The organism is Stenotrophomonas sp. YJH_SMC_130 (genome assembly GCF_059369035.1).
In genome coordinates this window covers 323,166-347,185 of record NZ_JCAFSH010000002.1, presented here as the reverse complement: position 1 = coordinate 347,185, position 24,020 = coordinate 323,166, and the positions used below count along the sequence as shown (strand labels likewise).

Annotated in this window: 22 protein-coding genes; 11 read left to right on the top strand and 11 right to left on the bottom strand. The window is 67.6% G+C overall.

Annotation, left to right across the window (positions count from 1 at the left end):
* Positions 1 to 41: 41 nt before the first annotated feature.
* From AC5P5V_RS05755 to AC5P5V_RS05740, 4 genes are all read right to left on the bottom strand, one after another.
* Positions 42 to 434: a hypothetical protein gene (locus tag AC5P5V_RS05755; protein ID WP_134968989.1), complete on the bottom strand. Its 393-nt coding sequence runs from the start codon at positions 432 to 434 to the stop codon at positions 42 to 44.
* A gap of 127 nt (positions 435 to 561) precedes the next feature.
* Positions 562 to 1,590 carry an alcohol dehydrogenase AdhP gene (gene adhP, locus AC5P5V_RS05750; RefSeq protein ID WP_061480462.1) on the bottom strand — a complete coding sequence of 343 codons (1,029 nt, stop codon included), beginning with the start codon at positions 1,588 to 1,590 and terminating at the stop codon, positions 562 to 564.
* 96 nt (positions 1,591 to 1,686) lie between these two features.
* Positions 1,687 to 2,325: a bifunctional 4-hydroxy-2-oxoglutarate aldolase/2-dehydro-3-deoxy-phosphogluconate aldolase gene (eda, locus tag AC5P5V_RS05745; RefSeq protein ID WP_065186797.1), complete on the bottom strand. Its 639-nt coding sequence runs from the start codon at positions 2,323 to 2,325 to the stop codon at positions 1,687 to 1,689.
* Positions 2,326 to 2,436: 111 nt separating this feature from the next.
* Positions 2,437 to 3,027: a cysteine dioxygenase family protein gene (locus tag AC5P5V_RS05740; protein WP_061480460.1), complete on the bottom strand. Its 591-nt coding sequence runs from the start codon at positions 3,025 to 3,027 to the stop codon at positions 2,437 to 2,439.
* 239 nt (positions 3,028 to 3,266) lie between these two features.
* Between AC5P5V_RS05740 and AC5P5V_RS05735 the strand changes: the two genes are divergently transcribed.
* Complete coding sequence (locus tag AC5P5V_RS05735; protein WP_061480459.1) at positions 3,267 to 4,322, top strand: LacI family DNA-binding transcriptional regulator; 1,056 nt, start codon at positions 3,267 to 3,269, stop codon at positions 4,320 to 4,322.
* A gap of 105 nt (positions 4,323 to 4,427) precedes the next feature.
* Here the strand turns inward: AC5P5V_RS05735 and phhA are convergent, their stop codons facing one another.
* On the bottom strand, positions 4,428 to 5,321 hold the full coding sequence (gene phhA / locus AC5P5V_RS05730) for a phenylalanine 4-monooxygenase (protein WP_053496712.1): 894 nt from the start codon (positions 5,319 to 5,321) through the stop codon (positions 4,428 to 4,430).
* Positions 5,322 to 5,446: 125 nt separating this feature from the next.
* Between phhA and AC5P5V_RS05725 the strand changes: the two genes are divergently transcribed.
* The gene (locus AC5P5V_RS05725; protein WP_005411782.1) at positions 5,447 to 5,932 is read left to right on the top strand and encodes an Lrp/AsnC family transcriptional regulator; all 486 of its coding nucleotides are present in this window, start codon (positions 5,447 to 5,449) and stop codon (positions 5,930 to 5,932) included.
* Positions 5,933 to 5,971: 39 nt separating this feature from the next.
* On the opposite strand, the gene AC5P5V_RS05720 is transcribed toward AC5P5V_RS05725, so the two are convergent.
* The gene (locus tag AC5P5V_RS05720; protein ID WP_061480471.1) at positions 5,972 to 6,964 is read right to left on the bottom strand and encodes a patatin-like phospholipase family protein; all 993 of its coding nucleotides are present in this window, start codon (positions 6,962 to 6,964) and stop codon (positions 5,972 to 5,974) included.
* A gap of 235 nt (positions 6,965 to 7,199) precedes the next feature.
* Positions 7,200 to 8,216, bottom strand: a complete 1,017-nt coding sequence (locus AC5P5V_RS05715) for a TIGR00266 family protein (RefSeq protein ID WP_061480458.1) — start codon at positions 8,214 to 8,216, stop codon at positions 7,200 to 7,202.
* Positions 8,217 to 8,376: 160 nt separating this feature from the next.
* Here AC5P5V_RS05715 and AC5P5V_RS05710 point away from each other — a divergent pair, with 160 nt between their 5' ends.
* The gene (locus AC5P5V_RS05710; protein ID WP_061480457.1) at positions 8,377 to 10,647 is read left to right on the top strand and encodes a TonB-dependent receptor; all 2,271 of its coding nucleotides are present in this window, start codon (positions 8,377 to 8,379) and stop codon (positions 10,645 to 10,647) included.
* A gap of 131 nt (positions 10,648 to 10,778) precedes the next feature.
* Here AC5P5V_RS05710 and AC5P5V_RS05705 read toward each other — a convergent pair whose 3' ends face one another.
* The gene (locus AC5P5V_RS05705) at positions 10,779 to 11,618 is read right to left on the bottom strand and encodes an acid phosphatase (protein ID WP_134969335.1); all 840 of its coding nucleotides are present in this window, start codon (positions 11,616 to 11,618) and stop codon (positions 10,779 to 10,781) included.
* 263 nt (positions 11,619 to 11,881) lie between these two features.
* On the opposite strand from AC5P5V_RS05705, the gene AC5P5V_RS05700 reads away from it, so the two are divergent.
* Both AC5P5V_RS05700 and AC5P5V_RS05695 read left to right on the top strand, forming a co-directional pair.
* Positions 11,882 to 12,760, top strand: a complete 879-nt coding sequence (locus AC5P5V_RS05700) for a hypothetical protein (protein WP_134969334.1) — start codon at positions 11,882 to 11,884, stop codon at positions 12,758 to 12,760.
* A gap of 11 nt (positions 12,761 to 12,771) precedes the next feature.
* The gene (locus tag AC5P5V_RS05695) at positions 12,772 to 13,974 is read left to right on the top strand and encodes a DUF4785 domain-containing protein (protein WP_061480470.1); all 1,203 of its coding nucleotides are present in this window, start codon (positions 12,772 to 12,774) and stop codon (positions 13,972 to 13,974) included.
* Positions 13,975 to 14,104: 130 nt separating this feature from the next.
* On the opposite strand, the gene AC5P5V_RS05690 is transcribed toward AC5P5V_RS05695, so the two are convergent.
* A complete protein-coding gene (locus AC5P5V_RS05690; protein ID WP_053496707.1) occupies positions 14,105 to 14,926 on the bottom strand; it encodes an ABC transporter ATP-binding protein in 822 nt (273 codons plus the stop codon).
* 151 nt (positions 14,927 to 15,077) lie between these two features.
* Between AC5P5V_RS05690 and AC5P5V_RS05685 the strand changes: the two genes are divergently transcribed.
* From AC5P5V_RS05685 to AC5P5V_RS05670, 4 genes are all read left to right on the top strand, one after another.
* Entirely contained in the window at positions 15,078 to 16,280 is a 1,203-nt protein-coding gene (locus AC5P5V_RS05685) for a DesA family fatty acid desaturase (protein WP_061480455.1), read from the top strand.
* Positions 16,277 to 16,609 carry an EF-hand domain-containing protein gene (locus AC5P5V_RS05680; RefSeq protein WP_005421108.1) on the top strand — a complete coding sequence of 111 codons (333 nt, stop codon included), beginning with the start codon at positions 16,277 to 16,279 and terminating at the stop codon, positions 16,607 to 16,609. Before AC5P5V_RS05685 ends, AC5P5V_RS05680 begins: the two co-directional genes overlap by 4 nt.
* A gap of 19 nt (positions 16,610 to 16,628) precedes the next feature.
* Entirely contained in the window at positions 16,629 to 17,441 is an 813-nt protein-coding gene (mutM, locus tag AC5P5V_RS05675; protein ID WP_061480453.1) for a bifunctional DNA-formamidopyrimidine glycosylase/DNA-(apurinic or apyrimidinic site) lyase, read from the top strand.
* A 104-nt stretch (positions 17,442 to 17,545) separates the two neighbouring features.
* A complete protein-coding gene (locus AC5P5V_RS05670; protein ID WP_134969404.1) occupies positions 17,546 to 19,150 on the top strand; it encodes an OpgD/OpgG family glucan biosynthesis protein in 1,605 nt (534 codons plus the stop codon).
* A gap of 523 nt (positions 19,151 to 19,673) precedes the next feature.
* Here the strand turns inward: AC5P5V_RS05670 and AC5P5V_RS05665 are convergent.
* Positions 19,674 to 20,294, bottom strand: a complete 621-nt coding sequence (locus AC5P5V_RS05665; RefSeq protein ID WP_008264720.1) for a thymidine kinase — start codon at positions 20,292 to 20,294, stop codon at positions 19,674 to 19,676.
* A gap of 124 nt (positions 20,295 to 20,418) precedes the next feature.
* Positions 20,419 to 21,090: an SEL1-like repeat protein gene (locus tag AC5P5V_RS05660; RefSeq protein WP_061479934.1), complete on the bottom strand. Its 672-nt coding sequence runs from the start codon at positions 21,088 to 21,090 to the stop codon at positions 20,419 to 20,421.
* 99 nt (positions 21,091 to 21,189) lie between these two features.
* On the opposite strand from AC5P5V_RS05660, the gene rep reads away from it, so the two are divergent.
* On the top strand, positions 21,190 to 23,166 hold the full coding sequence (rep, locus tag AC5P5V_RS05655; protein WP_134967867.1) for a DNA helicase Rep: 1,977 nt from the start codon (positions 21,190 to 21,192) through the stop codon (positions 23,164 to 23,166).
* Between the two features lie 107 nt (positions 23,167 to 23,273).
* Entirely contained in the window at positions 23,274 to 24,014 is a 741-nt protein-coding gene (locus AC5P5V_RS05650; protein WP_181357849.1) for a DUF3592 domain-containing protein, read from the top strand.
* Positions 24,015 to 24,020: the final 6 nt, after the last annotated feature.

Genomic DNA, 24,020 nt, shown 5'->3' with positions numbered 1-24,020 from the left:
CACAGGCAGCCGAGCATGGGCTCGGCTCTACAGGGGCGGCATCACCTTGGATCGCGCGAGGGACGACGGCCGAACCACCAGCCGGCCAGCAGTTGCAACGGCAGTGACGCCAGCAGTGAAATGACGAACCAGAACGGGAAATCCGCACCCGCCGTCCACATGGCGTAGCCACAGCCCAGTGCGACCAGCGACCAGATCGAGAAGCCGTGCGATCGCGGCCAGCAGGGCGCGTAATAGGTGGCAAAGGAAACCCCGGCGATGCCACCGAGCACGCTGAAGGTGAGATCCCAGCCCAGTTGCACGCTGTTGTTGTCCGGCGACAGGCCCAGCAACGGTGGCAGCCAGCTGGCGACGCTGCTGACCAGCGCAAGCGACAGCACGCCGCCGATCAGGGCAACGAGGGACAGGAACAGGGTCTTGAGCAGGCCGGGCATGCGCGCATTGTACGGCGGCCACAGAGTGCCCGCGTTGCCGGCCAGCGGCCGGCACTACCGATGAATCGGCATGGCCGCCGCGTCCGTGGGAGAGGGGGACGGAGCGACGGCGGCCATGCACAGGGGGTCAGGCGGCGAAGTCGAGCACCACGCGGCCTTCGATGGTGCCCGCATGCATGCGCGCGAACACGTCGTTGATGTTTTCCAGGCGGTCGGTGCTGACCGTGGCCGCGACCTTGCCCTCGGCGGCGAACTGCAGCGATTCCTGCAGGTCCAGGCGGGTACCGACGATCGAGCCGCGCACGGTGATGCCGTTGAGCACCATGCCGAAGATGTCCAGCGGGAAGTTGCCGGGCGGCAGGCCATTGAGCGAGACAGTGCCGCCACGGCGGACCATGCCCAGTGCCTGCTCGAACGCCTTCGGCGACACTGCGGTGACCAGTGCACCGTGGGCGCCGCCGATTTCCTTCCTGAGGAACGCGGCCGGGTCGGTGGTGCGCGCGTTGACGGTGACCTGCGCGCCCAGCTGGCGGGCCAGTGCCAGCTTGGTGTCGTCCACGTCCACCGCGGCCACGTTCAGGCCCATCGCGCGGGCGTACTGCACGGCCATGTGGCCCAGGCCACCGATGCCGGAAATCGCCACCCAGTCACCGGGCTTGGTGTCGGTGACCTTCAGGCCCTTGTAGACGGTCACGCCGGCGCACAGCACCGGCGCGATCTCGACGAAGCCCACGTCCTTCGGAAGCAGGCCGACATAGTTGGCATCGGCCAGTGCGTACTCGGCGAAGCCGCCGTTGACCGAGTAGCCGGTATTGCGCTGCGTCTCGCACAGCGTTTCCCAGCCACCCAGGCAGTGTTCGCAATGACCACACGCCGAGTACAACCAGGGGATGCCGACCCTGTCGCCTTCCTTGACGTGCCCTACCCCGCCTCCCACGGCCACGACGTGCCCCACGCCCTCGTGGCCGGGGATGAACGGCGGGTTCGGTTTCACCGGCCAGTCGCCCTCGGCGGCGTGCAGGTCGGTGTGGCAGACGCCACAAGCCTCGATCTTGACCAGTACCTCGCCCGCCCCCGGGCGCGGTACCGAGACTTCCTCGATCACCAGTGGCTTGCCGAACTCACGCACGACAGCGGCCTTCATGGTGGAATTCATGTTCGGATCTCCGTAGTGCGCTTGCCCACAGAATGACGCCGGCGCGAGGCCGGCGCTTTGATCACGATCAAACCTTTGAAGATCCGCGAAGCAGGTTCAGCTGGCCAGCACCGAGGCCTCGCGGGCCAGGCGCTCGATGGCGTCCCAGTCGCGGGTCTGCAGCAGCGCCGGGGTGGTCAGCCACGAACCGCCCACGCACAGCACGTTGGGCAGGTGCAGGAACTGCGGCGCGGTCTGCGCGCTGATGCCGCCGGTCGGGCAGAAGCGCACATCGGCGAACGGGCCGTGCCAGGCGGCCAGCAGCGCGGCGCCGCCGGCCTGCACGGCCGGGAAGAACTTGAAGGTGTCCGCGCCGTGCTCAAGGCCCTGGATCAGGTCCGAAGCGGTGGCAGCACCGGGCAGATACGGCAGGTCGGCATCACGCGCGGCCGCATACAGTGCCGGCGTGGCACCGGGGGAAACGGCAAAACGCGCACCGGCCTGCTTCGCCGCCTGCATCTGCGCGGCGTTGAGTACGGTGCCGGCACCGATCACCGCGTCCGGCACGGCCTCGACCATGGCCTTGATCGCATCCAGCGCCTGCGGCGTGCGCAGGGTCACCTCGATCACCGGCAGCCCGCCACGGAACAGCGCCTGGGCCACTTCGACCGCTTCATTCACATCTTCGGGGGTGTACACCGGGATCACCGGTGCCAGCTTCAACAGCGCGCGCAGGCGCGGATCAGCGCTGGACATCGTCTTGCTCCTTGCCCGCCAGGGCATCGCGGATGCTGCCGGTGCCGGCAGCGCAGCGGCGCATGATGCCATGCGGACCGCGACGGTGCCCTGCTCCGCACTGCGCCGGATTCAGGCCGGGTCGGCCTGCAGCGCCTGGATGCGGCGCTGGTACCAGTCGCCACCGAGCGGATCGAACACCGCCGAGCGCTCCATCTGCGCCTCGTACACGTGTACCGAGATCGCCAGTGCCTCATCGCTGGCATTGCGCAGGGTGTGGTACTCATGCGGGGGGATCAGGCTGCCTGCACTGCCGCAGCCCCCGCGCAGCGCGGCGTGGCGGCGGAAGCGCCAGCGCTCGCCGGCGCACTCCAGCAGCTCGTAGCGGGTGATCTCCAGCTCGCCCAACCACACGCCCTCCACACACCACATGGCATCGTGGTCGTGCAGCGGCGTGCCCTGCCCTGGGCCCCAGCTCATGGCAATCACGCTGTAGCCGTGTTCGCGGCTGTGGTACAGCGGACGTCGCGCGTAATGATCGCTGACCGGCCGATGCACGCATTCGGGCAACTCGATGCGGCTGTCGGTTATGGCTTCCTGCAGCGCCAGCTGCAGGTCGGTCGTGATGCGCTCGGGATCACCGGAGCTCATCGCCGCGTCGACTGCGGCGATCAACCGGTCGCGGCCGCGGAATGGCGGAAACGGAGAAGTCTGCAGGTCCATGCCTCGAATGTAGCGGAGCATGGTTAAGGGAATGTTGGCGTTCGCGCGCGTCGCGTCCACATTCAAGGTGAATACGCGCGGAAGAACGATTCAGATGCAGACGCAGTAGAGCGATCACAATGGAACCTTGCGCAGCAGAACCTGTCGAACACGACACGATTCAGATCCGCTGCGACATTCCGCAACTTCGCGCCCGACGGGCGCAAGGCTAGAATTCTCCGACTTACCTGGTTCTATACATGTCAGTGCGAACTATTAGCGATGCCGCGTTGCCGGCATCGAAGGGCAAGGCTGCCACGATCAACGACATCGCACGACTGTCGGGAGTTTCCAAGAAAACGGTTTCAAGAATCATCAACAACTCGCCGCTGGTGCGCAAGGACACCCGCGACAAGGTCGAGGCGTTGATGCGCGAGGTCGGTTACGTGCCCGATCCTCTCGCGCGCGGGCTGGCATTCCGCCGCTCCTTCCTGATCGGCCTGGTGTATGACGACCCGGGTGCCCAATGCATTGTCGACCTGCAGCACGGCGCGCTGGACGCGCTGCGCGGCACCGGCTATGAGCTGGTGGTGCACCCCTGCGACAGCCAGGATCCGGAATGCCCGCAGGGCGTGCGCCGTTTCGTGCAGCAGCAGAAGCTGCACGGCGTGATCCTGGGGCCGCGTGCGTCCGAATCGGCTGCGCTGGCGCAGACCCTCGATGACATCGACTGTCGCTACGTGCGCATCAACGCGCATGCCTCGGAGGATGAGAACCATGCCGTGGTCACCCATGACCGCGATGGCGCTGCCGCTGCGGCGGGCTACCTGCTTTCGCTTGGCCACCGCGACATTGCGGTGATCACCGGACCGGGTGACCGGCGTGCTGCGCGCGAACGGACGCATGGTTTCCTTGATCGGCTGGCGCAGGTCGGCCTGACCCTGCCCGGCGAGCGCGTGCTGGAAGCGGGCGACACCTTCGAGTCCGGCGTGCATGCCGCCGAACGGCTGCTGATGGGCGAGCAACGCCCCAGTGCGATTTTCGCCGGCAACGACGAAATCGCCGCAGGCGTGTACCAGGTGGCATTGCGTGCAGGCATCGCGGTGCCGCAGCAGCTGTCGATCGTCAGCTACGACGACAGCCCGTTGGCATCGCGGCTGTGGCCGCCGCTGACGTCGGTGCGGCGCCACGTCTCCGATATCGGCCGCACCGCCGCCGCCATGCTGGTCCAGGCCGACGTGCCCGACGCGCCGACCGCCGCCAGCGTGCATCCGCAGTTGATGGTGCGCGGGTCCTGCCGGGCCGTGGACGCCTGAGTGCCCTGCCCTCGCCTGCGCCGCTGCAGTGGCGCAGGCAGGCAACAACGAAAACGGCGCACCCATGTGCGCCGTTTTCAGTGCAAAGCCGTGCGCGTTGTGTGCTTACACGTCGCCGCCGTCGGCCCAGCCTTCGCCGGTGCCCTTCTGGAACACGCGGTCGTCGCCCTGCACTTCACCGGCCGGCAGATGCGCCTGGTTGGCCAGTGCCGCGTAGATCGGGGTGAAGTCCGGCGAGGTCGCCTGCATGAGCTGTTCGAAGCTGTCGATGACGAAGTAGGTCTTCTGGAAGGTGTCGATGCGGTACTTCGTGCGCATGATCCGCTGCAGGTCGAAGCCGATGCGGTTGGGCGCGGCCGATTCCAGCGAGTACAGCGACTCGCCCTTCGACGACACGATGCCGGCACCGTAGATGCGCAGGCCCTCGGGCGTGTCGATCAGGCCGAACTCCACGGTGTACCAGTACAGGCGGGTCAGGTTCTGCAGCGCATCCGGACCGATCGCATGCGCTTTGACGCCGCCGCGGCCGTACGCCTCCATGTAGTCGGCGAACACCGGGTTCATCAGCAGCGGCACGTGGCCGAACAGATCGTGGAACAGGTCCGGTTCGGCGATGTAGTCGATCTGGTCCGGGCGGCGGATCCACCAGGTCACCGGAAAACGGCGGTTGGCCAGATGGTCGAAGAAATCCAGTTCCGGCAACAGGCCTTCAACCCCGACCAGGGTCCAGCCGGTGGCGGCGCCGAGCACTTCGTTGAGCTGGTCGAAGCGCGGAATCATGTGTGCGCTCATGCCCATTTCGTCCTGCGCATCCAGGAACTCCTGGCAGGCACGGCCGACCAGCAGCTCGCGCTGGCGCTGGTACAGCGTGCTCCAGGTTGCGTGGTCGTCGGCGCTGTAGGTGTCCCATGGCTGCTCGACGAGCGCGGTGGTATACACCGGCACGTAGCCCTTGTCGGTCTGCTGGTGTTCGACGCGGCGGGGCTGGGCGAGGTCCATGCGGCACTCCTGGATGGGATACCCACGATGCTAGGGCAGGGGACGCGCAACAGGGTTGCAAAAGTTGCGCCGATTGGCCTTGTTGGCGCAATATCCTTGCGTACTCACCATGTTGCGGGGCAACAATGGCCGGAGAAGTCCAGTTCGATCGCACGGATATACGCCTGCTGGCCGAAATCCAGCGGGATGGGCGCGCCACCAACGCCGAACTGGCGGCGCGGGTGAATCTCTCGCCTTCGGCCTGCCTGCGGCGGTTGCAGCGGCTGGAAAGCGAGGGCGTGATCGTCGGCTATGGCGCGCGGCTGGAGCCACGGCAGCTGCGGCTGGGCCTGCAGGCCTTCGTGCGCGTGCAGCTGGAAAAGCACGACCAGGCCGCCATCGGCCACTTCGTGGACAGCGTGCAGGCGTGGGACGAGGTGGTGGCCTGCCACGCGCTGACGGGCGACATGGACTACCTGCTGCACGTGTACGTGCGCGACCTGGAGCACTTCTCGCGCTTCCTGCTGGACCGGCTGCTCAATGCCGGTGGCGTGGCCGATGCCAATTCCAGCTTCGTGCTGCGCACGGTGAAGGGCTTCCAGGCGTTGCCGCTGTCGCAGCTGGAGTCCTGAGCGACCACCGGGCGGGCCCGGTGGCCTGGCTTCAATGGATCAGCACTTGTCCTTGCGGCCGATCAGCTTGCCAAGGCGCGAGGCTTCCTCGCACTTCGGCGCGGCCACCGGTGCCGGTGCGGCAGCTGCGGCGCGCGCGCGCTGCAGCTGCTGGATCTTCGCGCGGATCTGCGGCATCGCTGCCATCGCGGCCTTTTCGCCTTCCAGGATCGCGGTGCCACGCTGGCTGAAATCGGCGGCACCGATGTCCAGTACCTTCGGGCGGATGACGATGTCGGCGCGCGCCAGTTCCTGCTCGCCCAGGCGCTGGCCCATGATCGAGATGGACTGGTTGACGATGCCCAGCATGTCGGTCGGCGCTTTGCCGCTGGCCTTGCTGGAGATGTCGACGGCGATCACGAAGTCGGCGCCGAGCTGGCGGGCAGCGTCCACCGGTACCGGGCTGACCACGCCACCGTCGATGTAGTTGCGGCCGCCGATCTTCACCGGCTCGAACACACCGGGGATGCTGCTCGACGCGCGCACGGCCTGGCCGACATTGCCGCGCACGAAGATTGCGCGCTCGCCGGTTTCCAGCTGGGTGGCGACGGCGGCGAACGGCTTTTTCAGGCGCTCGGCAGGACGGTTGGCAACCTGTTCGTTGACGTAGTCCTGCAGCTTCTGGCCCTGCACCAGGCCACCGGAGAACAGGCGCACATCGCGGATGCTGGCTTCATCAAGCGCCACGGCCCTGCTCTGCATCTGGAAGGCATCCATGCCGCTGGCATACAGGGCGCCGACCACGCTGCCGGCGCTGGTGCCGGCGACCACGGCCGGCTCGAAGCCGTTGGCCTCCAGCATCTTGATCACGCCGATATGGGCAAAGCCTTTGGCCGCGCCGCCGCCCAGGGCGATGCCGATCTTCACCGGCTTGGCCTGCGGGACCACGGTCGGCGCAGGCGGTGGCGTGGGGCGGACCGGGTCGCCACCGCAGCCGGCCAGCAGGCCGATCAGGGCGACAGACAGCAGCATGCGGGGGCGGAACAGGCTCATCGGCAGTGCGCGCACGGCGCCGGATTCAGGAAAGGGCGCCAGCATACCGAAGCCGTGGCGGGGCGGGCAGGGTGGGAAATATCGCCCATTCATAAAGGTAGTGCCGGCCGCTGGCCGGCAACCATAGGGAAACCTGGCAACGGTCCATGGGGCTGCCGGCCAGCGGCCGGCACTACCGGGATGCGTGCCAAGGTCCATGAGGTTGCCGGCCAGCGGCCGGCACGACCGGAGGCGGTCAGAAGCGGTTATCGCCATCCAGCATCCGGCCCAGGCCGCCCAGCACCGAGCCTTCGCCGCGGTTCTGGCCGCCGCCCTGCGGTGCGGCCATCCACATGCGGCCGGCCAGGCGTGAGAACGGCAGCGACTGCAGCCAGACCTTGCCGGGGCCGGTCAACGTGGCCAGGAACACGCCTTCGCCGCCGAACAGCATGCTCTTGATGCCGGCCACCCGACGCACGTCCATGTCCACCGTCGGGTGGTAGGCCACCACGCAGCCGGTATCCACGTCCAGGCGTTCGCCGGCGGCCAGCTCGCGCTCCACCACGCAGCCGCCGGCGTGGATGAACACCCAGCCGTCGCCCTCCAGTTTCTGCATGATGAAACCCTCGCCCCCGAACAGGCCGGTCATGATCTTGCGCTGGAACTGCACGCCGATCTGCACGCCGCGCGCGCCGGCCAGGAAACTGTCCTTCTGGCAGATCAGGCGGCCGCCGTGCTGGTCCAGTTTCATCGCCAGCACCGTGCCGGGGTAGGGCGCAGCGAAGGCGACCTTGCCCTTGCCATGGCCGCTCTGGGTGTAGACGGTGGCGAACAGGCTTTCGCCGGTCAGTACGCGCTTGCCGGCAGCCATCACCTTGCCCATGAAGCCGCCGCCCTGGTCGCCATTGGCGGCGCCGAACACGGTATCCATCTGCACCGTGGCGTCCTTGAACATCAACGCGCCGGCCTCGGCAATGGCGCTCTCGCCGGGATCAAGCTCGATTTCCACGAACTGCATTTCATGGCCGACGATGCGGAACTCGATGTCGTCGGCGCGGCCGCTGGCGGCGGCGGGGACCGGGGGCGGGGTGTGGGGCATGCCCGGGGCCGCGGATTGCAGTTCGGGCACTTCGGCAATCGAGGTCCATCCGCTCATGCCCTGGCACCAGGCCAGCGCGCGCGGGTTGGCCTGCGCGTAGCGGCGCGCGGCCGGGTCATCGAGCGGTCCGATTCGGTCGGCCTGGGCCGAGGCATGGAAGTACCACTGGGTCATTGCGGCGGCTCCGCGGCGCTGGAAAACCCCGAGTCTAGCGAGCGCCCCGGGGGGCAGGGCGACGGGGCCATGAACGGCCGGCATTTGCGGGGCAGGTGCTGTATTGCAACAATTATCTGGTAGCGCCGTTTTACCACCCCTCCAAACACAGCCTACCGCCATGTCCCCGACCCGCACTTCCCGTGGCCGCCCTCTGGTCGCGCGCCCTCTCGTTGCCGCTCTTTCCGCCCTGCTGCCGTTGGCAGCCGCCGCCCAGGAAACCCCTGCCGCCAAGGATCCGGTTGCCCTCGACACCCTGCAGGTCACCGCGCAGCGCCGTGTCGAGAACGCCAAGGACGTACCGGTCGCAGTCAGCGCGATCCAGGGCGAGAAGCTGGATGTACTCGGTTCGGCCGGCGATGACATCCGCTTCCTGGCCGCACGCGTGCCCAGCCTCAACATCGAGTCGTCCTACGGCCGTGCCTTCCCGCGCTTCTACATCCGCGGCCTGGGCAACACCGATTTCGATCTCAATGCCTCGCAGCCGGTGTCGCTGGTATACGACGACGTCGTGCAGGAAAGCCCGCTGCTGAAGGGCTTCCCGCTGTTCGACCTGGCCAACGTGGAAGTGCTGCGTGGCCCGCAGGGCACCCTGTTCGGCCGCAACACGCCGGCCGGCGTGGTCAAGTTCGACTCGGCGCGTCCGTCGCAGGATGCCGATGGCTACCTCCGCGTCGGCTATGGCAGCTACAACAGCTGGAACGTGCAGGGCGCCTACGGCGGCCCGCTGACCGACCGCTGGTCGGCACGCGTCTCGGCGATCTACCAGCGCCGCGACGACTGGGTCGACAACACCCGTGTCGGTGCTCCCAACAGTGGCTTCGAAGGCTACGACGAAGCCGCCGGCCGCGTGCAGTTCCTGTACGAAGGCGATGACTTCGAAGCGCTGTTCAACCTGCACAAGCGCAAGCTCAACGGCACCGCCCGCCTGTTCCGCGCCAACATCATCCAGAAGGGTGGCAATTCGCTGGTCGAGAACTTCGACCGCGACAAGGTGGCCAACGACGGCGTCAACTTCTCCGACCTGGAGACCTGGGGGGGCAGCGCGCGCCTGCAGTGGAACCTCGGCTCGGTGACCCTGCACTCGATCACCGGCTACGAGACCGCCGAATCGCTCAACCGCGGTGACATCGACGGTGGCTACGGTGCGGCCTTCCTCGGGGCCGGCAACTACGGCCCGGGCCTGATTCCGTTCTCCTCGGAGTCGGCTGATGGCCTGCCGCACCATCGCCAGTGGACGCAGGAAGTGCGCGTCGAGTCCAACGAGTGGGGCCGCTTCGACTGGCAGGCCGGCGTCTTCTACTTCGATGAAGACGTGACCATCAACAACTTCAACTACGACTCGCTGGCCCCGGGTAATCCGCAGACCGGCCATGTGGTGCAGAACCAGCGCAACAAGGCCTGGGCGGTGTTCGCTTCGGGTGACTTCGACGTCACCGACCGCTTCAAGCTGCGTGCCGGCGTGCGCTACACCCAGGACAAGAAGGACTTCAGCGCCAGCGTGCTGCAGGCGGTTCCGTTCGGCACCCCGGTCAGTGGCCCGTACCTGGCCAACACCGACGTCAACGACGTCAGCTGGGACCTGAGCGGCGTCTACAAGCTGACCGACGACATCAACGCCTACGCCCGCGTGGCCAAGGGTTTCCGCGCGCCGTCGATCCAGGGCCGCCTGGCCTTTGCGCCGGGTCTGTCGCAGGCCGATTCGGAGAAGGTCATCTCGTACGAGGCCGGCATCAAGGCCGATCTGTTCGAGCGCCGCGCGCGCCTGGGCCTGAGCGTGTTCCGCTACGACGTCGATGGCCAGCAGCTGATCGCCGTGGGCGGTTCCAACAACACCGCCACCCTGCTCAACGCCGACAAGACCATCGGCCAGGGCGTCGAGCTGGACCTGGAGGCCTACCTGGCCGACAACGTCCTGCTGACCTTTGGCAGCAGCTACAACGACACCGAGATCAAGGACAAGAACCTGGCGGTGGCGATCTGTGGCGGCGGCTGCACCATCACCGACCCGACCACGGTGATCAACGGCCAGACCTACGCGCTGGTGAACGGCAACCCGCTGCCGCAGGCGCCGAAGTGGATCCACAACGCGACCCTGCGCGTGGGCTTCCCGCTCAGCGATGGCAGCGAGCTGTACGCCTACACCGACTGGGCCTACCGCAGTGCGGTGAACTTCTTCATCTACGAGTCGCCGGAATTCCGCGGCCGTAGTTCGCTGGAAGGCGGCCTGCGCCTGGGCTACAACTGGGGTTATGGCCAGTACGACGTGGCGGTGTTCGGCCGCAACCTGACCAACCAGACCCGCGTGGTCGGTGCGATCGACTTCAACAACCTGACCGGCTTCCTCAACGAGCCGCGCACATGGGGCGTGGAGTTCACCGCGAAGTTCTGATGCGGTGGCTGCGGTAGTGCAATGAAGAAGGGCCGGCGCAATGCCGGCCCTTCTGTTTCCTGCTTTCTGTAGAGTCGAGCCATGCTCGACTGCCATGAGCCGAGCATGGCTCGGCTCTACAGAGGCATGGCTTACAGCGCGCTCTGCGGGCGCACCTTCAGCACCGCATTCTCGGTGGCGCAGTCGCGGCTGGAGTGCCGACCGGCCTTGCGCGCCGCCTCGATCTCCTTGCGTGCGGCCAGCAGGTCCTTGTTGAACGCCGCGTTGTCGTGCAGGCGGGCCACGGCGGCGGCGCCCATGAAGCGGCCTTCGAGGATGTCGCTCTGCCAGTGCACGTTGCACACCAGGCGGCTCTCGCCGTAGTTGCGGCCGCGGGCCTGGATGGCATCGGCGCGGTCCGGCGCGATCTCCGACAGGATCAGTGCCCAGGCCCAACCGATCGAAGTGTGGCCGGACGGGTAGGAACCATTCCTGCGCAGGCCGTCCTCGTCCTTCGGCGAGCAGGTCGGCTCACCGTTGACCATGAACGGGCGCGGGCGCTGGTAGTGGTTCTTGGCCGCCTTGGTGGCGGCGCTGGCGTCGATCCGGCTGCGCTCCAGCAGTCGATACAGCGCCGGAGTCTTCACCGCATCGACGTCGATGTCGGCGGCGCAGGAGAAGTGGTTTGCACCTTCGGGGAAGCCGAGTTCCGCATCGACGCCGGCCTGGGCGAAGCGCGGGCTGCCACGCAGCGCGCGGGCTTCACGGCTGACCTGTTCGTCCAGGGCGAGGGCGGCCGAACCGGCCACCGGCGGTGCCGGCACCAGATCGAGGCTGGCCGGAACAGCGCTCTTGTCCAGATAGCCCACGGCCTTGGTGGTGATGTTGGCTTCGACGGCGGTCGGTTTGGTGGCCGTGGCAGCACAGCCGGCCAGGGCCACGGCAACGGCGAGGCCGAGCAGCGGGCGGGCGGGGTGGGAAATCAGCGACATGGACGGGCTCCGGAGGAAAAACACCGCGTCATGATCGCAGCCCGTATGCGGCACCGCAGTGGCCATCGGTCATACGGCCAGACCCGGCATGGTCATCACAGGAGATGAAGGAAGAACGTCATCGAAGCGTGCCAGTCTGCTGAATCCGGGCGCAGCGCACGGACTTTCACGCGCCTGCACCGCGAGCATCGACACAACGGTGGTCGAGATGCCGTCCAGTTCCAGCCGGGTCGGGGGGATCCGAAGACAGAGGGAGAGAAGCGATGCGCAGCACCGCAACAGGAAGTACCGTCCTGGCCCTGCTCCTCGGGCTGGCAACCGCCCCGGCGCAGGCCGCCGATGTGGTCGGCGTGGCCTTCGTGCATGGCACCGGCGCGCAGACCAATGCCACCCAGGACTACTGGCAGCCGGCGATCATCGACACCGTGCGCCAGGGCCTGCCCAACAGCAGCAACTACGTCGTCATCAACTGTGACTTCACCCAGTACATGTGGAAACCGGAAGCGGCCGGCTGCCTGGCCAACCAGCTGACCAGCTTCATCGACAGCCGTGGCATCACCCAGCTGGTGGTGATCACCCACTCCAACGGCGGCAACGTGATGCGCTGGATCCTGTCCAATCCGACCTACGACAGCCGCTATCCGAAGATCATCCGCACGGTGCGCAAGGTCAACGCACTGGCACCGTCTTCGGCGGGCACGCCACTGGCCGATGCGGTGCTCAACGGCAATACCTTCGAAACCTCGCTGGGCTGGCTGCTGGGCTACAAGAACGACGCGGTACGCCAGCAGCAGGTGGCCAGCATGGCCACCTACAACGCGCAGAACCTGTACGGCACGGCCGGTCGCCCGGCGCTGCCCAAGCCGTTCCGCGCGGTGGTCGGCAGTGACGTGGAATCGGCGGTGTGGGACAGCAACAGCTACTGCGGTGGCTATGCCGCCAACGTCGGCCTGGAGTTCACCCAGAACTGGTTGTCGTCCTGCTCCGATGGCTTCCTGGAGTGCAGCAGCCAGAAGGCGGCCGGCACCACCTGGTTCACCGACAAAGCGCGCACCCAGGGCGCAGAACCGCTCAGCCACAACCAGAGCCGGCGCGAGTGCTTCGGCCTCGGCACCCTGCTGCGCAACGACCTGACCCAGTGAGGGAGATGACCATGACGACCCATTCCACCCTGCTGGCCAGTGCGGTGCTGGCAGTACTGTCCCTTTCCGCCGCGCAGGCCGCGCAGCCTCTGCAGGCGGCCCGCGCGGGCGACCAGGTGCCTGCCGCATTGGTGGCCGCGCCGCTGCCTGCCGATGAAAGCGAACACGCGCCGTTGTCGTTTGCCTGGGCGCTGGACCCGGCACAGCCGCTGCAGGCGGCCACGCCATATGCCTCGGTCAGCCGCAGTTACTGGCAGCAGGTCGATGGCACGCAGCTGCAGCGCGGCCTGGACCTGCCGCTGACGGCGCCGGATGCGGTGATCCAGCTGAGTCCGGCCGCAGGAGCCCGCGCGCTGCCGGCCAACACCCTGCAGGTGCGCGACCCGGCTGGCCGCAGCAGCGTGGCCCGCAGTGTCGATGCGCGCGCGCTGCAGGATGCCGGCATGCCGGTGAGTGATGGCAGCAGCATGCTGCGCACCGGCGCGACCAGTGCCGCCGGTGCGTACACCCTGCAGAGCACGCAGGCGCAGGGCCGCTATGTGGTGCAGGTGCTGGAGCCGAACAGCCCGCTGCGGCTGGAGGTGCAGGCCAACCAGGCGCAGGTGCTGGCCGGTGGCAACGTGCAGCTGCAGGCACGCCTGCTGGAAGACGGCGCCACCACCGCGCAGCTGGCATCGCGTCGTGGCGGCCTGGGGGGTGAAGCCCTGCTGGTCGCACCGGATGGCCGCAGTTGGCCGCAGCGTCTGCTGCGCACCACCGATGGCAGCCTGCGCGCGCAGGTGCGGATCCCGACCGACGTCGGCACCGTGCAGGGGCTGTGGGAGCTGCAGGTGTTCGCCCAGGCCGATGGCGTGCTGCGCGATGGCAAGGTGGCCTTCGCGGTGGCACGGCCGACCGCGCGTTTCAGCGGCCAGGCAGCACCGGACCCGTCCAGCCGCCAGGTGGCGCTGCCGCTGCAGGTGGCTGCGGCAGGCCGCTACGAGGCACGCGGCACGCTGTATGCCACGGCCCGCGATGGCCGGATGAAGCCGGTCGCGCAGGCACATGCAGCCGCGTGGTTCGATGGCCCAGGCGCCGGCCAGCTGGTGCTGCCGTTCGGCCAGGCCGCGTTGCCGGCCGGTTTTGGCGCACCGTACGAGCTGCGCGACCTGCAGCTGCAGGACCAGAGCCGGATGGCACCGATCGAGTCGCGCGCGCTGGCGTTGCGGTTCTGAGCACGACGGTGGCGGGCCGGGATATCCGGCCCGCTGCATTGCATCCTGTAGAGCCGAGCCGATGCTCGGCTGCTGCTTGTCGTGATCAGGAGCAGCCGAGCATCGGCTCGGCTCTACAACGGCATGCCGATCACCCCGCGTATGCGGTCAGCCGGCCTTCCTGCTCGCAGACGGTGATCGCGCCGCCGAACACCGCCGACAGCGGTTCGTTGCGCAGCAGCTCGGCGCGGGTGCCGTCGGCCAGCACGCGGCCATCGCGCAGCAGTACCACGCGCTCGATCTCGGGAATGATCTCTTCGATGTGGTGGGTCACCAGCACCAGGGTGATGCCCTGCTGCGCCAGCACCCGCATGGTCGCCACCAGCTGCTCGCGGGCGACCAGGTCCAGCCCGGTGGAGGGTTCATCCAGCAGCAGTGCCTGCGGCCGGTTGACCAGCGCGCGGGCGATCAGCACGCGGCGGGTCTCGCCAGCGGACAACTCGGCGTAGGCGCGGTCGCGCAGGGACAGGGCGCCGGTCATCGCCAGTGTCTCGCCCACGCGTGCGCGCATATCGGCGGTCACTTCGCGGAAGGCCGGCACCACGTAGCTGGCGAAGAAGCCGGACAGCACTGCCTGTTCCACGGTCAGGCCCGGCATGTCGGCCAGGTTGCTGCTGAGATCGCCGGTGACGATGCCCAGCTGCGATCGCAGCCGGTCCACCTGCCAGCGGTTCTGCCCCAGCACCCTTACCGCCACGGAGCCGTCGACCTGCGCCAGCGGGTACAGCTCGCGGGTGATCAGCTTGATGAAGGTCGACTTGCCGCAGCCGTTGGGGCCGAGCAGGGCGGTGTGCTGGCCCTGTGCGATGCGCAGGCTGAGCCCGTGCAGCACCTTCACCTGGCCGCGCACCACGGTGGCGCGGTCCAGTTCGATCAAGGGGGGCAGCTCCGCAACGGGCGGGGCGGCAGTCATGGTGCTGGCGCGTGGATCAAGGCTCGACAACTCAGGTCCCCAACTGTGAACGGTGCCACGGATGGCGATGCGATACATCGCCGCAGGGATGCAGTTTGCAACGCAAGCGCCCATCATGTCTGCCATCCCCGCGTCGATCCGGAGAGCTGCCATGTCTGATGCCCTGATGTCCCTGTTGACCGGTGGTGTGCTCGGCCTCGGCTGGTGGGCCATGTTGGGCGTGCTGCTGGTCTTCACCCAGATCACCATCTTCTCGGTAACCCTGTACCTGCACCGCAGCCAGGCCCATCGCGGGGTCGATTTCCATCCGGCGCTGGCGCACGTGTTCCGCTTCTGGCTGTGGCTGACCACGTCGATGATCACCCGCGAGTGGGTGGCCATCCATCGCAAGCACCACGCCAAGGTGGAGACCGAGGACGATCCGCACAGCCCGGTCACCCGCGGCATCGGCAAGGTGTTCTGGCATGGCGTGGAGCTGTACCGCGAAGCGCGCGGCATGCGCGCGGACATCGAGCAGTACGGGCGCGGCACGCCGGACGACGCGATCGAGCGCCACCTGTATACCCCGCACGCCACGCTGGGGCCGGTAGTGCTGCTGGCGATCAACGGCGTGCTGTTCGGCCTGCCCGGCGTGGCGCTGTGGGCGATCCAGATGGCGTGGATCCCGTTCTGGGCGGCGGGCGTGGTCAATGGCCTGGGCCACTGGTGGGGGTACCGCAACTACGAGTCGGCCGATACCTCCACCAATCTCACGCCGTGGGGGTTCTGGATCGGTGGCGAGGAGCTGCACAACAACCACCATGCCTTCCCCAGTTCGGCGCGCTTCGCGATGCGGCGCTGGGAGTTCGACATCGGCTGGAGTGCGATCCGCCTGCTGCAGGCGCTGCACCTGGCCAGGGTGCTGCGGGTGGCACCGGCCATGGACGTGCGCCCGAACATCGCCGTGCCCGATGCCGAAACGCTGAAGGCGCTGCTGTCGCACCGCTTCCAGGCGATGACCGATTACCAGCGCAACGTGTTCATGCCGGCCCTGCGCGAGGAGGCCGCGCAGGCCGGGGCCAAGCTGCGCCGCCTGCTGCCACGCCGGTTGCGCCGTGGCCTGGTCAACGATGGCCGCTGGCTGAAGCCGGACAGCCGCGCCCAGCTCAGCGCATGGGTGGCGCAGCGGCCGCGCATCCGCACCCTGGTCGAGTACCGCGGGCGACTGGCTGCGCTGCTGGAAGCCCGTGGCCACGACGCCGCCGAGCGCCTGCATCAGCTGCAGGCGTGGTGCCGCGAGGCCGAGGAAAGCGGTATCGCGGCGTTGCAGGCCTACGCCGCACGCTTGAAGGGCTACAGTCTGGTGGGCGCGTGAGGGCAGGGTACGGGCTTCTGCTGGCGGCGCTGCTGCCGGGTGCGGCGCTGGCCCAGGTCACCGACACCGCCAGCTATCTGCAGCGGATGGACAGCGATGGCGACGGCAGGGTCAGCGAGGCCGAGTACGTGCAGTGGATGCTGTATGCCTTCGACCGCATGGACCGCAATGGTGATGGCGTGCTGAGCGCCGACGAGCTGCCCGGCGGCAAGGGCAGGGCAATCCGCCGCGAGCAGCAGCGGCAGGTGATCGTGCAGCGCTTTCATAAGCAGGATGCCAACGGTGATGGCTTCCTGGATGCGCGCGAGCTGTCCGCGCCGCCGCGTTGAGCGGGCGTAGAATCGCACCATGCCTGAACTGCCCGAAGTCGAAACCACCCGCCGCGGCCTGGCGCCGCACCTGCAGGGCCGGCGCGTGCATGGCGTGATCCTGCGCCGCGCCGACCTGCGCTGGCCGATTCCACCGGAAGTGGCCGAGCTGCTGCCGGGGCAGCGCATCGAGGACATCCGCCGGCGCGCCAAGTACCTGCTGCTGGATACCGCCATCGGCAGCGCCGTGCTGCACCTGGGCATGTCCGGCAGCCTGCGCGTGCTGCCCGGTGATACCCCGCTGCGGGCGCACGACCACGTCGACATCAGCCTGGACAACGGCCGCCTGCTGCGCTTCAACGACCCGCGCCGCTTCGGCAGCCTGCTCTGGCAGCCGGCTGGGGAGATCCACCCGCTGCTGCAGGGGCTGGGCCCGGAGCCACTGGACGACGCGTTCGACGGCGACTACCTGTTCGACCGCAGCCGGGGCCGCAGCGCGCCGGTGAAGACCTTCCTGATGGACCAGGCGGTGGTGGTGGGCGTGGGCAACATCTACGCCGCCGAGAGCCTGTTCAAGGCCGGCATCAGTCCGCTGCGCGAGGCAGGAAAGATCTCGCGAGAACGCTACCAGCGGCTGGCCGACGCGGTGAAGGAGATCCTGGGCTACGCCATCACCCGCGGCGGCACCACCCTGCGCGATTTCATCAGCCCCGATGGTGCGCCGGGCTACTTCGAGCAGGAGCTGCTGGTGTATGGCCGCGACGGGCTGCCGTGCCCGAACTGCGGGCGCGCGCTGAAGCACGCCACCATCGGCCAGCGCGCCAGCGTCTGGTGCAGCCACTGCCAGCGCTGAGCCGGCGACCAGCGGCAGCTGAACGGGCAGGGCGCGTCTCCGCTGCCCGTTAACGTTTGTCTGCCTATCATGGCCGACCTTCCTTCTGTGCCTGACGCGCCTGCATGCAACGACGCGACTTCATCCGCAATGCCTCCCTCGCCCTGGCTGCATTCGGCCTGCCGTCCCTGCCCGCGTGCGCGGCCAGCAGGAGCGGTCAGATGGGCCTGCGCCGCCTCGGCCAACCGCAGCCGTTCGACTTCGCCACCCTGAAGGGCCAGGCGCGCGCGCTGGCACAGGCGCCCTACAAGAGCCACAAGCGGGTGTTGCCGGGCCGCCTGGAAGGCCTCGACTGGGACCAGTACCAGTCGATCGGCTACCGCCAGGACCATGCGCTGTGGGCCGACCAGCCCGGCAAGTTCCAGGCCAAGTTTTTCCACCTGGGCCTGTACTTCCATTCGCCGGTGCGCATGTTCGACGTGGTCGACGGCAAGGCGCAGGAACTGGCGTATGACGGCGCGGCGTTCAACTACGGCAAGAGCGGCATCAAGGATGGCGAGCTGCCGGCCGATCTGGGTTTCGCTGGCTTCCGCCTCAACACCCGCAAGGACACCGACCGCGACTTCGCCGCCTTCCTCGGCGCCAGCTACTTCCGCGCCGTTGGCAAGGAGGGCCAGTACGGCCAGTCGGCGCGTGGGCTGGCGATCGATACCGGCATGGGCAAGCCGGAGGAATTCCCGGACTTCATCGCCTACTACCTGGAGCAGCCGTCGGCCGATTCGGACACGATCGTGGTCTATGGCCTGCTGGATTCGCCCAGCGTGGCCGGTGCCTATCGCTTCGCGATCACCAATGGCGACGTGCTGCTGATGGACATCGACAGCGCGCTGTACCCGCGCAAGGCGATCGAGCGGTTGGGCATCGCCCCGTGCACCAGCATGTACCAGGTGGGTGAGAACGACCGTCGCATGGCATGGGACTGGCGCCCGGAGATCCACGATACCGATGGCCTGTCGCTGTGGACCGGTGCCGGCGAGTGGATCTGGCGGCCGCTGCTGAACCCGCGCAACCTGCGTTTCAACATGTTCGTGGACCGCAACCCGCGCGGCTTCGGCCTGCTGCAGCGCGACCGCAATTTCGACCATTACCAGGACGACGGCGTGTTCTACGAGAAGCGCCCGTGCCTGTGGGTGGAGCCGAAGGGCGAATGGGGCGAAGGCTCGGTGCAGCTGGTGGAGATTCCCACCGTGGACGAGACGTTCGACAACATCGTGGCGTTCTGGAACCCGAAGGAAAAGCCACAGCCGGGCCAGGAGCTGCTGGTCGGTTACCGCTTGTACTGGGGCGCCGAACCGCCGGCGCGCCCGCCGCTGGCGCACTGCGTGGCCAGCCGCACCGGCCTGGGCGGTGTGGTCGGCAAGAAGCGCGAGTACTTCAGCTGGCGCTTCGCGGTGGACTTCGAAGGTGGCGAACTGGCCAGGCTGATCGACAAGGCCGAGGTCGAAGCGGTGGTGGAAGCCAGCCGTGGCCGGGTCGAGATCGTGTCGGCGCGCCCGCTTCGCGAGATCAACGGCTACCGCGCGATGTTCGACCTGGTGCCGCCGGAAGGCAGTACCGAGCAGATCGACATCCGCCTGTTCCTGCGCAGTGGTGGCAAGACCCTCACCGAGACCTGGCTGTACCAGTACACCCCGCCGCCGGCCGGTGCGCCGGAGCGCACGCTGTACTAAGAGGGGGGGGCAGGGCTTGCAGCCCTGCACCTGCTGACGTCAACGTCAACGTCAAAAGCGGGCATTCCGTGGGATGGCGGGGTGGGTCCGGTTGAGGGGGGCGGCGTAAATACGTCCATGTAGCCTCGGTCGCGCCATCCATGGCGCTCACGCCCCCTCAACCGGACCCACCCCGCCTTCGACAGATCGCCGCGATCTGTCGGAGCACGGGGTCGGATCCCGTTGCTGCGCAACGGGCTCTGACCCCAGATGAATTTCGATAGATGAATTTCGATATCTGACAGATGTGCCGACCAACGGTCGGCACCCACCAACAGCCGCGTGAAACTGTCAGAGGTGGGGCGGTGTGGGTGGGCAGGACCGTTGGCGCCATGGATGGCGCCATCGAGCCCCCAGGGACGGGTTTACGGCGTGTCCTGCCCACCCACACCGCCCCGCCATCCCGCGGAATGCCGCTTTGGCTTTGGCCGTTGCCGTTGCGTTGAGCAGGTGCAGGGCTGCAAGCCCTGCAAAAGAACACCCCTTACAGCGGCAGGGGCGCCTGCGCCGGGTCGATCCGCCCTTCACCGCGCGTGATCTTCTTGAACTCCGCGCGGCTGACCGATACGTAGCGGTCGTTGCCACCGATCTCCACCTGCGGGCCGTCCTGCACGGCGTGGCCGTGCTCGTCCACGCGCACGGTCATCGTCGCCTTCTTGCCGCTGTGGCAGATGGTCTTGATTTCCTGCATCTCGTCGGCCCAGGCCAGCAGGTACTGGCTGCCTTCGAACAGCTCGCCGCGGAAGTCGGTACGCAGGCCGTAGCACAGCACCGGAATGCGCAGCTGGTCGACGACCTCGCTGAGCTGCCAGACCTGGGCGCGGGTCAGGAACTGCGCCTCGTCCACCAGCACGCAGCCCATCGGGCCGTTGGCTGCCAGATCCTGCTCCACCCAGCGCTGCAGGTCGGTATCGCGGTCGAAGGCCATGCCGTCAGCGCGCAGGCCGATCCGCGAGGCGACCACGCCGGCGCCGGCACGGTCGTCCAGGCGTGGAGTCAGGATCGCCACCCGCATGCCGCGCTCGCGGTAGTTGTGCGCGCTCTGCAGCAGGGTGGTGGTCTTGCCGGCGTTCATCGCCGAGTAGTAGAAGTAGAGCTTGGCCATCGGCCAATTCTAGTCGCCACCCGGCCCGCCGTCGCGGATCGGCCGTGGCCGGGCGATCACGTGCCGGCTGTCGCGTACCCCGGTGCCAGCAGCGCCGAGGCAACGATGGCCTGGCAGGCGTGGCTCATTGCCCCGATCTGGCCAGCTCCTCGTCCTGCCATTGCCGGTAGGCCACCGGGTCCCAGTAGCGCGCCAACTGGTGCTTTTCCGGTTGCAGCACACGGGCCCCCGCATCGCCACGGCCCTGGCTGCGCATGGCGCCGTTCCAGCCGGCGCGGCTGCCGGTCTGCCGCATGCTGCCGGCCCGCAGTTCACGTTCCAGCCGCGGCGTCGCGGCCGGATCGCCGAACTCGGCATACAGCGCGCGGCCCTCGCGCACCGCGCGCTCGCGCTCGTCGGCGGACAGCGCCTCCCAGAAGCGTTCGCGCTGTACCACCAGCCACTCGGTGCCGCGCTCGGCCGCCAGGTCCATCCATGCATAGCCCAGGGCGCGGTCGGCCGGACCGCCTTGCCCGTTCCAGAGCATGTCGGCCAGCGCTGCCTGTGACAGCTTGTCGCCGTAGCGCGCGGCATTGCGGAAGTCGTTGCGGGCTTCTTCGTGGCGGCCCCGTTCGCGGGCCTGCATGCCGAGCCCACGGAAGCGCAGGTCCGGATGGTAGACGAGGAACTCGTGCGACTGCAGCACGATCGCTTCATAGGCATCCGTGCGCGGCGGCGGGCCGGACCCGGCCGCAGGCACGGCCAGCAGGCCCAGCAGGGTAGCCACCAGCGGGCGGGCGATGATGTTCAAGGACATGGACCACGCTCCTGTGTTCCGGTGTCGACTCAATACCTTACGGCCAGGTGTCATGCAAGTCAGGTCGGCCCGCCGGCACCCCGCTACAATCCTGTCCCCATGCACGGTCTCAATCCCCCCCAAGCCGCCGCCGTCCTGCACATCGAAGGCCCCTTGCTGGTGCTCGCCGGCGCCGGCAGCGGCAAGACGCGGGTGATCGTGGAGAAGATCGCCCACCTGATCGGCAGTGCCCGCTATCCGGCGCGCCGCATCGCGGCGATCACCTTCACCAACAAATCGGCCAAGGAAATGCGCGAGCGCGTGGCCAAGCGCCTGCGCGAGCAGGACGCTGACGAGGTGACCATCTGCACCTTCCATGCGCTGGGCCTGAAGTTCCTGCAGATCGAACATGCCGCCGTGGGCCTGAAGCGCGGCTTCTCCATCTTCGATGCCGATGATGCCGCCGCGCAGATCAAGGACCTGATGCACGGCGCCAAGCCCGATGACATCGAGGACATGAAGAACCTGGTGTCGCGCGCGAAGAACGCCGGGCTGTCGCCCGAGCAGGCGATGGCCGCCGCACGCAGCAACCGCGAGAAGGAAGCGGCCAGCGTCTACGAGCGTTACCAGCTGCGGCTGACCGCGTTCAATGCGGTCGATTTCGATGACCTGATCCGCCTGCCAGTGCAGATCCTGGAAGAGAACCCCGAGATCGCCCTGGCCTGGCGCGAGCGCATCGGCTACCTGCTGGTGGACGAATGCCAGGACACCAACGACGCGCAATACCGCCTGCTCAAGCAGCTGGCTGGTGAGAAGGGCAATTTCACCTGCGTGGGTGACGATGACCAGTCGATCTACGCCTGGCGTGGCGCCAACCCGGAGAACCTGCAGCAGATGGGGCGTGACTACCCCACGCTGGAAATCATCAAGCTCGAGCAGAACTACCGCTGCTCCAACCGCGTGCTGCGCGCAGCCAATGCGCTGATCGCCAACAACCCGCACGAGCACCTGAAGAAGCTGTGGAGCGACCAGGCCGACGGTGAGCGCATCCGGGTCTGGGAATGCCGCAACAGCGAACACGAGGCGGAAAAGGTGGCCGCCGAGATCGCCTTCGTGGCGCAGTCGCGCAACGTGCCGTGGAGTGACTTCTGCATCCTGTTCCGCGGCAACTTCCAGTCGCGGCCGCTGGAAAAGGCGATGCAGCTGCTGCGCATCCCCTACCACCTGACCGGCGGCACGATGTTCCTGGAACGCCAGGAAGTGAAGGACACGCTGGCCTGGCTGCGGCTGCTGGTGAACCCGGACGATGACACCGCGTTCATGCGTGCGGTGCAGTCGCCCAAGCGCGACGTCGGTGCCGGCACGCTGGCCAAGCTGGCCGAGCTGGCCCAGGAAAAGGACATGCCGATGGCGCATGTGGCCGAAACCATCGGTGCCCTGCAGCAGCTCCCACCGCGCGCGGCCAACAGCCTGGCGCGGTTCACCGACATCCTGCGCGACCTGCGTGCACAGATGCGCCAGGTGACGTCCGGCGACATGATCCGCAAGGTGGCCAAGGAATCGGGGTTGCTGAGCGAGCTGCGCCAGCAGGCCAAGGAAGAGGCCAGCTACCAGCGTCGCGCCAACAACATCGAGGAACTGGCGCAGTGGTTCGAGGGCGGCCCGCGCGGTGCAACCGCCGCCGACCTGGCCGGCCAGCTGGCGCTGCTGTCGCGCAGCGACAAGGACGAGGGCGGCAACCAGGTGCGCATGATGACCCTGCACGCTTCCAAGGGCCTGGAATTCCCGTACGTGTTCATCGTCGGCTGCGAGGACGGCGTGCTGCCGCACCAGGTCAGCCTGGACGAGGGCAACCTGCAGGAAGAACGGCGCCTGCTGTACGTGGGCATCACCCGCGCCAAGATCCAGCTGTGGATGAGTTACAGCAAGCTCACGCGCAAGTTCGGCGAGCATGTGCGGCTGAAGCCGAGCCGGTTCTTCGATGAGATCCCGGCCGAGGAGATCCAGCGCGACGGTGCTGACCCGGTGGCCGATGCAGCGCGGAAGAAGGAGCGCGCGACGGCGGGGTTGGCCGCGATCGAGGCGCTGTTCGATTGAGGATCGAAAAGCCACTAAAGTGGTATTCCAATCCGTCCGATTGACGCTTCTGGCCTTGAGCCTGCATCGGGTTAAGACCTAGTGTGAGCGCACCCGAAGTGCGCGCCGTGTCCTTCATCGTGTCCAACGACATCCATCCTGTTCTCACCCGTACCTTCCTCGGGCTGGGCGTGGTCCTGCTTGTTTCAGCGCTTCTGGCCTACGTTGGGGCCAGGCGCTTCCTCGATGCGGCGGTCATTGCCGATGGCAGGATCACCCATGTGGATGCCGTCAGCGTTGATCGCGGTGGTTCGCGCACTTCAGGGGTGAAGTTCCTGTACTGGGTGGACTTCACTACCAGCAGCGGGCAAGTGATGCGGTTCTTCGCAGGTCGTACCCGCCATCGTGCCTACATGACGGGCGATCATGTAGATGTGCTGTACCTGCCGGACCGCCCGGACAAGGCCCTGGTGCGTTCGCTCTCATCACCCTGGGGCCTGAGCGTCATACTGGGATTGGGCGGCGGCCCATTCCTGCTGGCGGTGGGATTTATGCACCTGCCGCAGGCGGCGAGGGCATGGCGGCGCAGGCAGCTCCTTCGCCACGGGACACGGGTGCAAGCCAAGGTCCGGGCGATCAAGCGCGATCGCGGAGTATTTTCGGGGGGAAGGCATCCGTTCGTCATCGTCTGCGCCTGGCGCGATCCTGAAACCACTCGATGGCATGTCTTCCACAGTGCGTATCTCTGGGCCGATCCCCGTGCACAGGTGAGTGGGCGTGAACTGGATGTCCATGTCATGCCGGGCAATCCGCGCTACTACCATGTCGATACCTCCTTCATTCGATCAGCGCCGGCACCTGCACGCTGATCGATC

What these genes read in the sequence shown, in the direction of transcription:
- AC5P5V_RS05755 (WP_134968989.1), bottom strand. Translation starts at nt 434, where the DNA reads ATGCCCGGCCTGCTCAAGACCCTGTTCCTGTCCCTCGTTGCCCTGATC.
- adhP (WP_061480462.1), bottom strand. Translation starts at nt 1,590, where the DNA reads ATGAATTCCACCATGAAGGCCGCTGTCGTGCGTGAGTTCGGCAAGCCA.
- eda (WP_065186797.1), bottom strand. Translation starts at nt 2,325, where the DNA reads ATGTCCAGCGCTGATCCGCGCCTGCGCGCGCTGTTGAAGCTGGCACCG.
- AC5P5V_RS05740 (WP_061480460.1), bottom strand. Translation starts at nt 3,027, where the DNA reads ATGGACCTGCAGACTTCTCCGTTTCCGCCATTCCGCGGCCGCGACCGG.
- AC5P5V_RS05735 (WP_061480459.1), top strand. Translation starts at nt 3,267, where the DNA reads ATGTCAGTGCGAACTATTAGCGATGCCGCGTTGCCGGCATCGAAGGGC.
- phhA (WP_053496712.1), bottom strand. Translation starts at nt 5,321, where the DNA reads ATGGACCTCGCCCAGCCCCGCCGCGTCGAACACCAGCAGACCGACAAG.
- AC5P5V_RS05725 (WP_005411782.1), top strand. Translation starts at nt 5,447, where the DNA reads ATGGCCGGAGAAGTCCAGTTCGATCGCACGGATATACGCCTGCTGGCC.
- AC5P5V_RS05720 (WP_061480471.1), bottom strand. Translation starts at nt 6,964, where the DNA reads ATGAGCCTGTTCCGCCCCCGCATGCTGCTGTCTGTCGCCCTGATCGGC.
- AC5P5V_RS05715 (WP_061480458.1), bottom strand. Translation starts at nt 8,216, where the DNA reads ATGACCCAGTGGTACTTCCATGCCTCGGCCCAGGCCGACCGAATCGGA.
- AC5P5V_RS05710 (WP_061480457.1), top strand. Translation starts at nt 8,377, where the DNA reads ATGTCCCCGACCCGCACTTCCCGTGGCCGCCCTCTGGTCGCGCGCCCT.
- AC5P5V_RS05705 (WP_134969335.1), bottom strand. Translation starts at nt 11,618, where the DNA reads ATGTCGCTGATTTCCCACCCCGCCCGCCCGCTGCTCGGCCTCGCCGTT.
- AC5P5V_RS05700 (WP_134969334.1), top strand. Translation starts at nt 11,882, where the DNA reads ATGCGCAGCACCGCAACAGGAAGTACCGTCCTGGCCCTGCTCCTCGGG.
- AC5P5V_RS05695 (WP_061480470.1), top strand. Translation starts at nt 12,772, where the DNA reads ATGACGACCCATTCCACCCTGCTGGCCAGTGCGGTGCTGGCAGTACTG.
- AC5P5V_RS05690 (WP_053496707.1), bottom strand. Translation starts at nt 14,926, where the DNA reads ATGACTGCCGCCCCGCCCGTTGCGGAGCTGCCCCCCTTGATCGAACTG.
- AC5P5V_RS05685 (WP_061480455.1), top strand. Translation starts at nt 15,078, where the DNA reads ATGTCTGATGCCCTGATGTCCCTGTTGACCGGTGGTGTGCTCGGCCTC.
- mutM (WP_061480453.1), top strand. Translation starts at nt 16,629, where the DNA reads ATGCCTGAACTGCCCGAAGTCGAAACCACCCGCCGCGGCCTGGCGCCG.
- AC5P5V_RS05670 (WP_134969404.1), top strand. Translation starts at nt 17,546, where the DNA reads ATGCAACGACGCGACTTCATCCGCAATGCCTCCCTCGCCCTGGCTGCA.
- AC5P5V_RS05665 (WP_008264720.1), bottom strand. Translation starts at nt 20,294, where the DNA reads ATGGCCAAGCTCTACTTCTACTACTCGGCGATGAACGCCGGCAAGACC.
- AC5P5V_RS05660 (WP_061479934.1), bottom strand. Translation starts at nt 21,090, where the DNA reads ATGTCCTTGAACATCATCGCCCGCCCGCTGGTGGCTACCCTGCTGGGC.
- rep (WP_134967867.1), top strand. Translation starts at nt 21,190, where the DNA reads ATGCACGGTCTCAATCCCCCCCAAGCCGCCGCCGTCCTGCACATCGAA.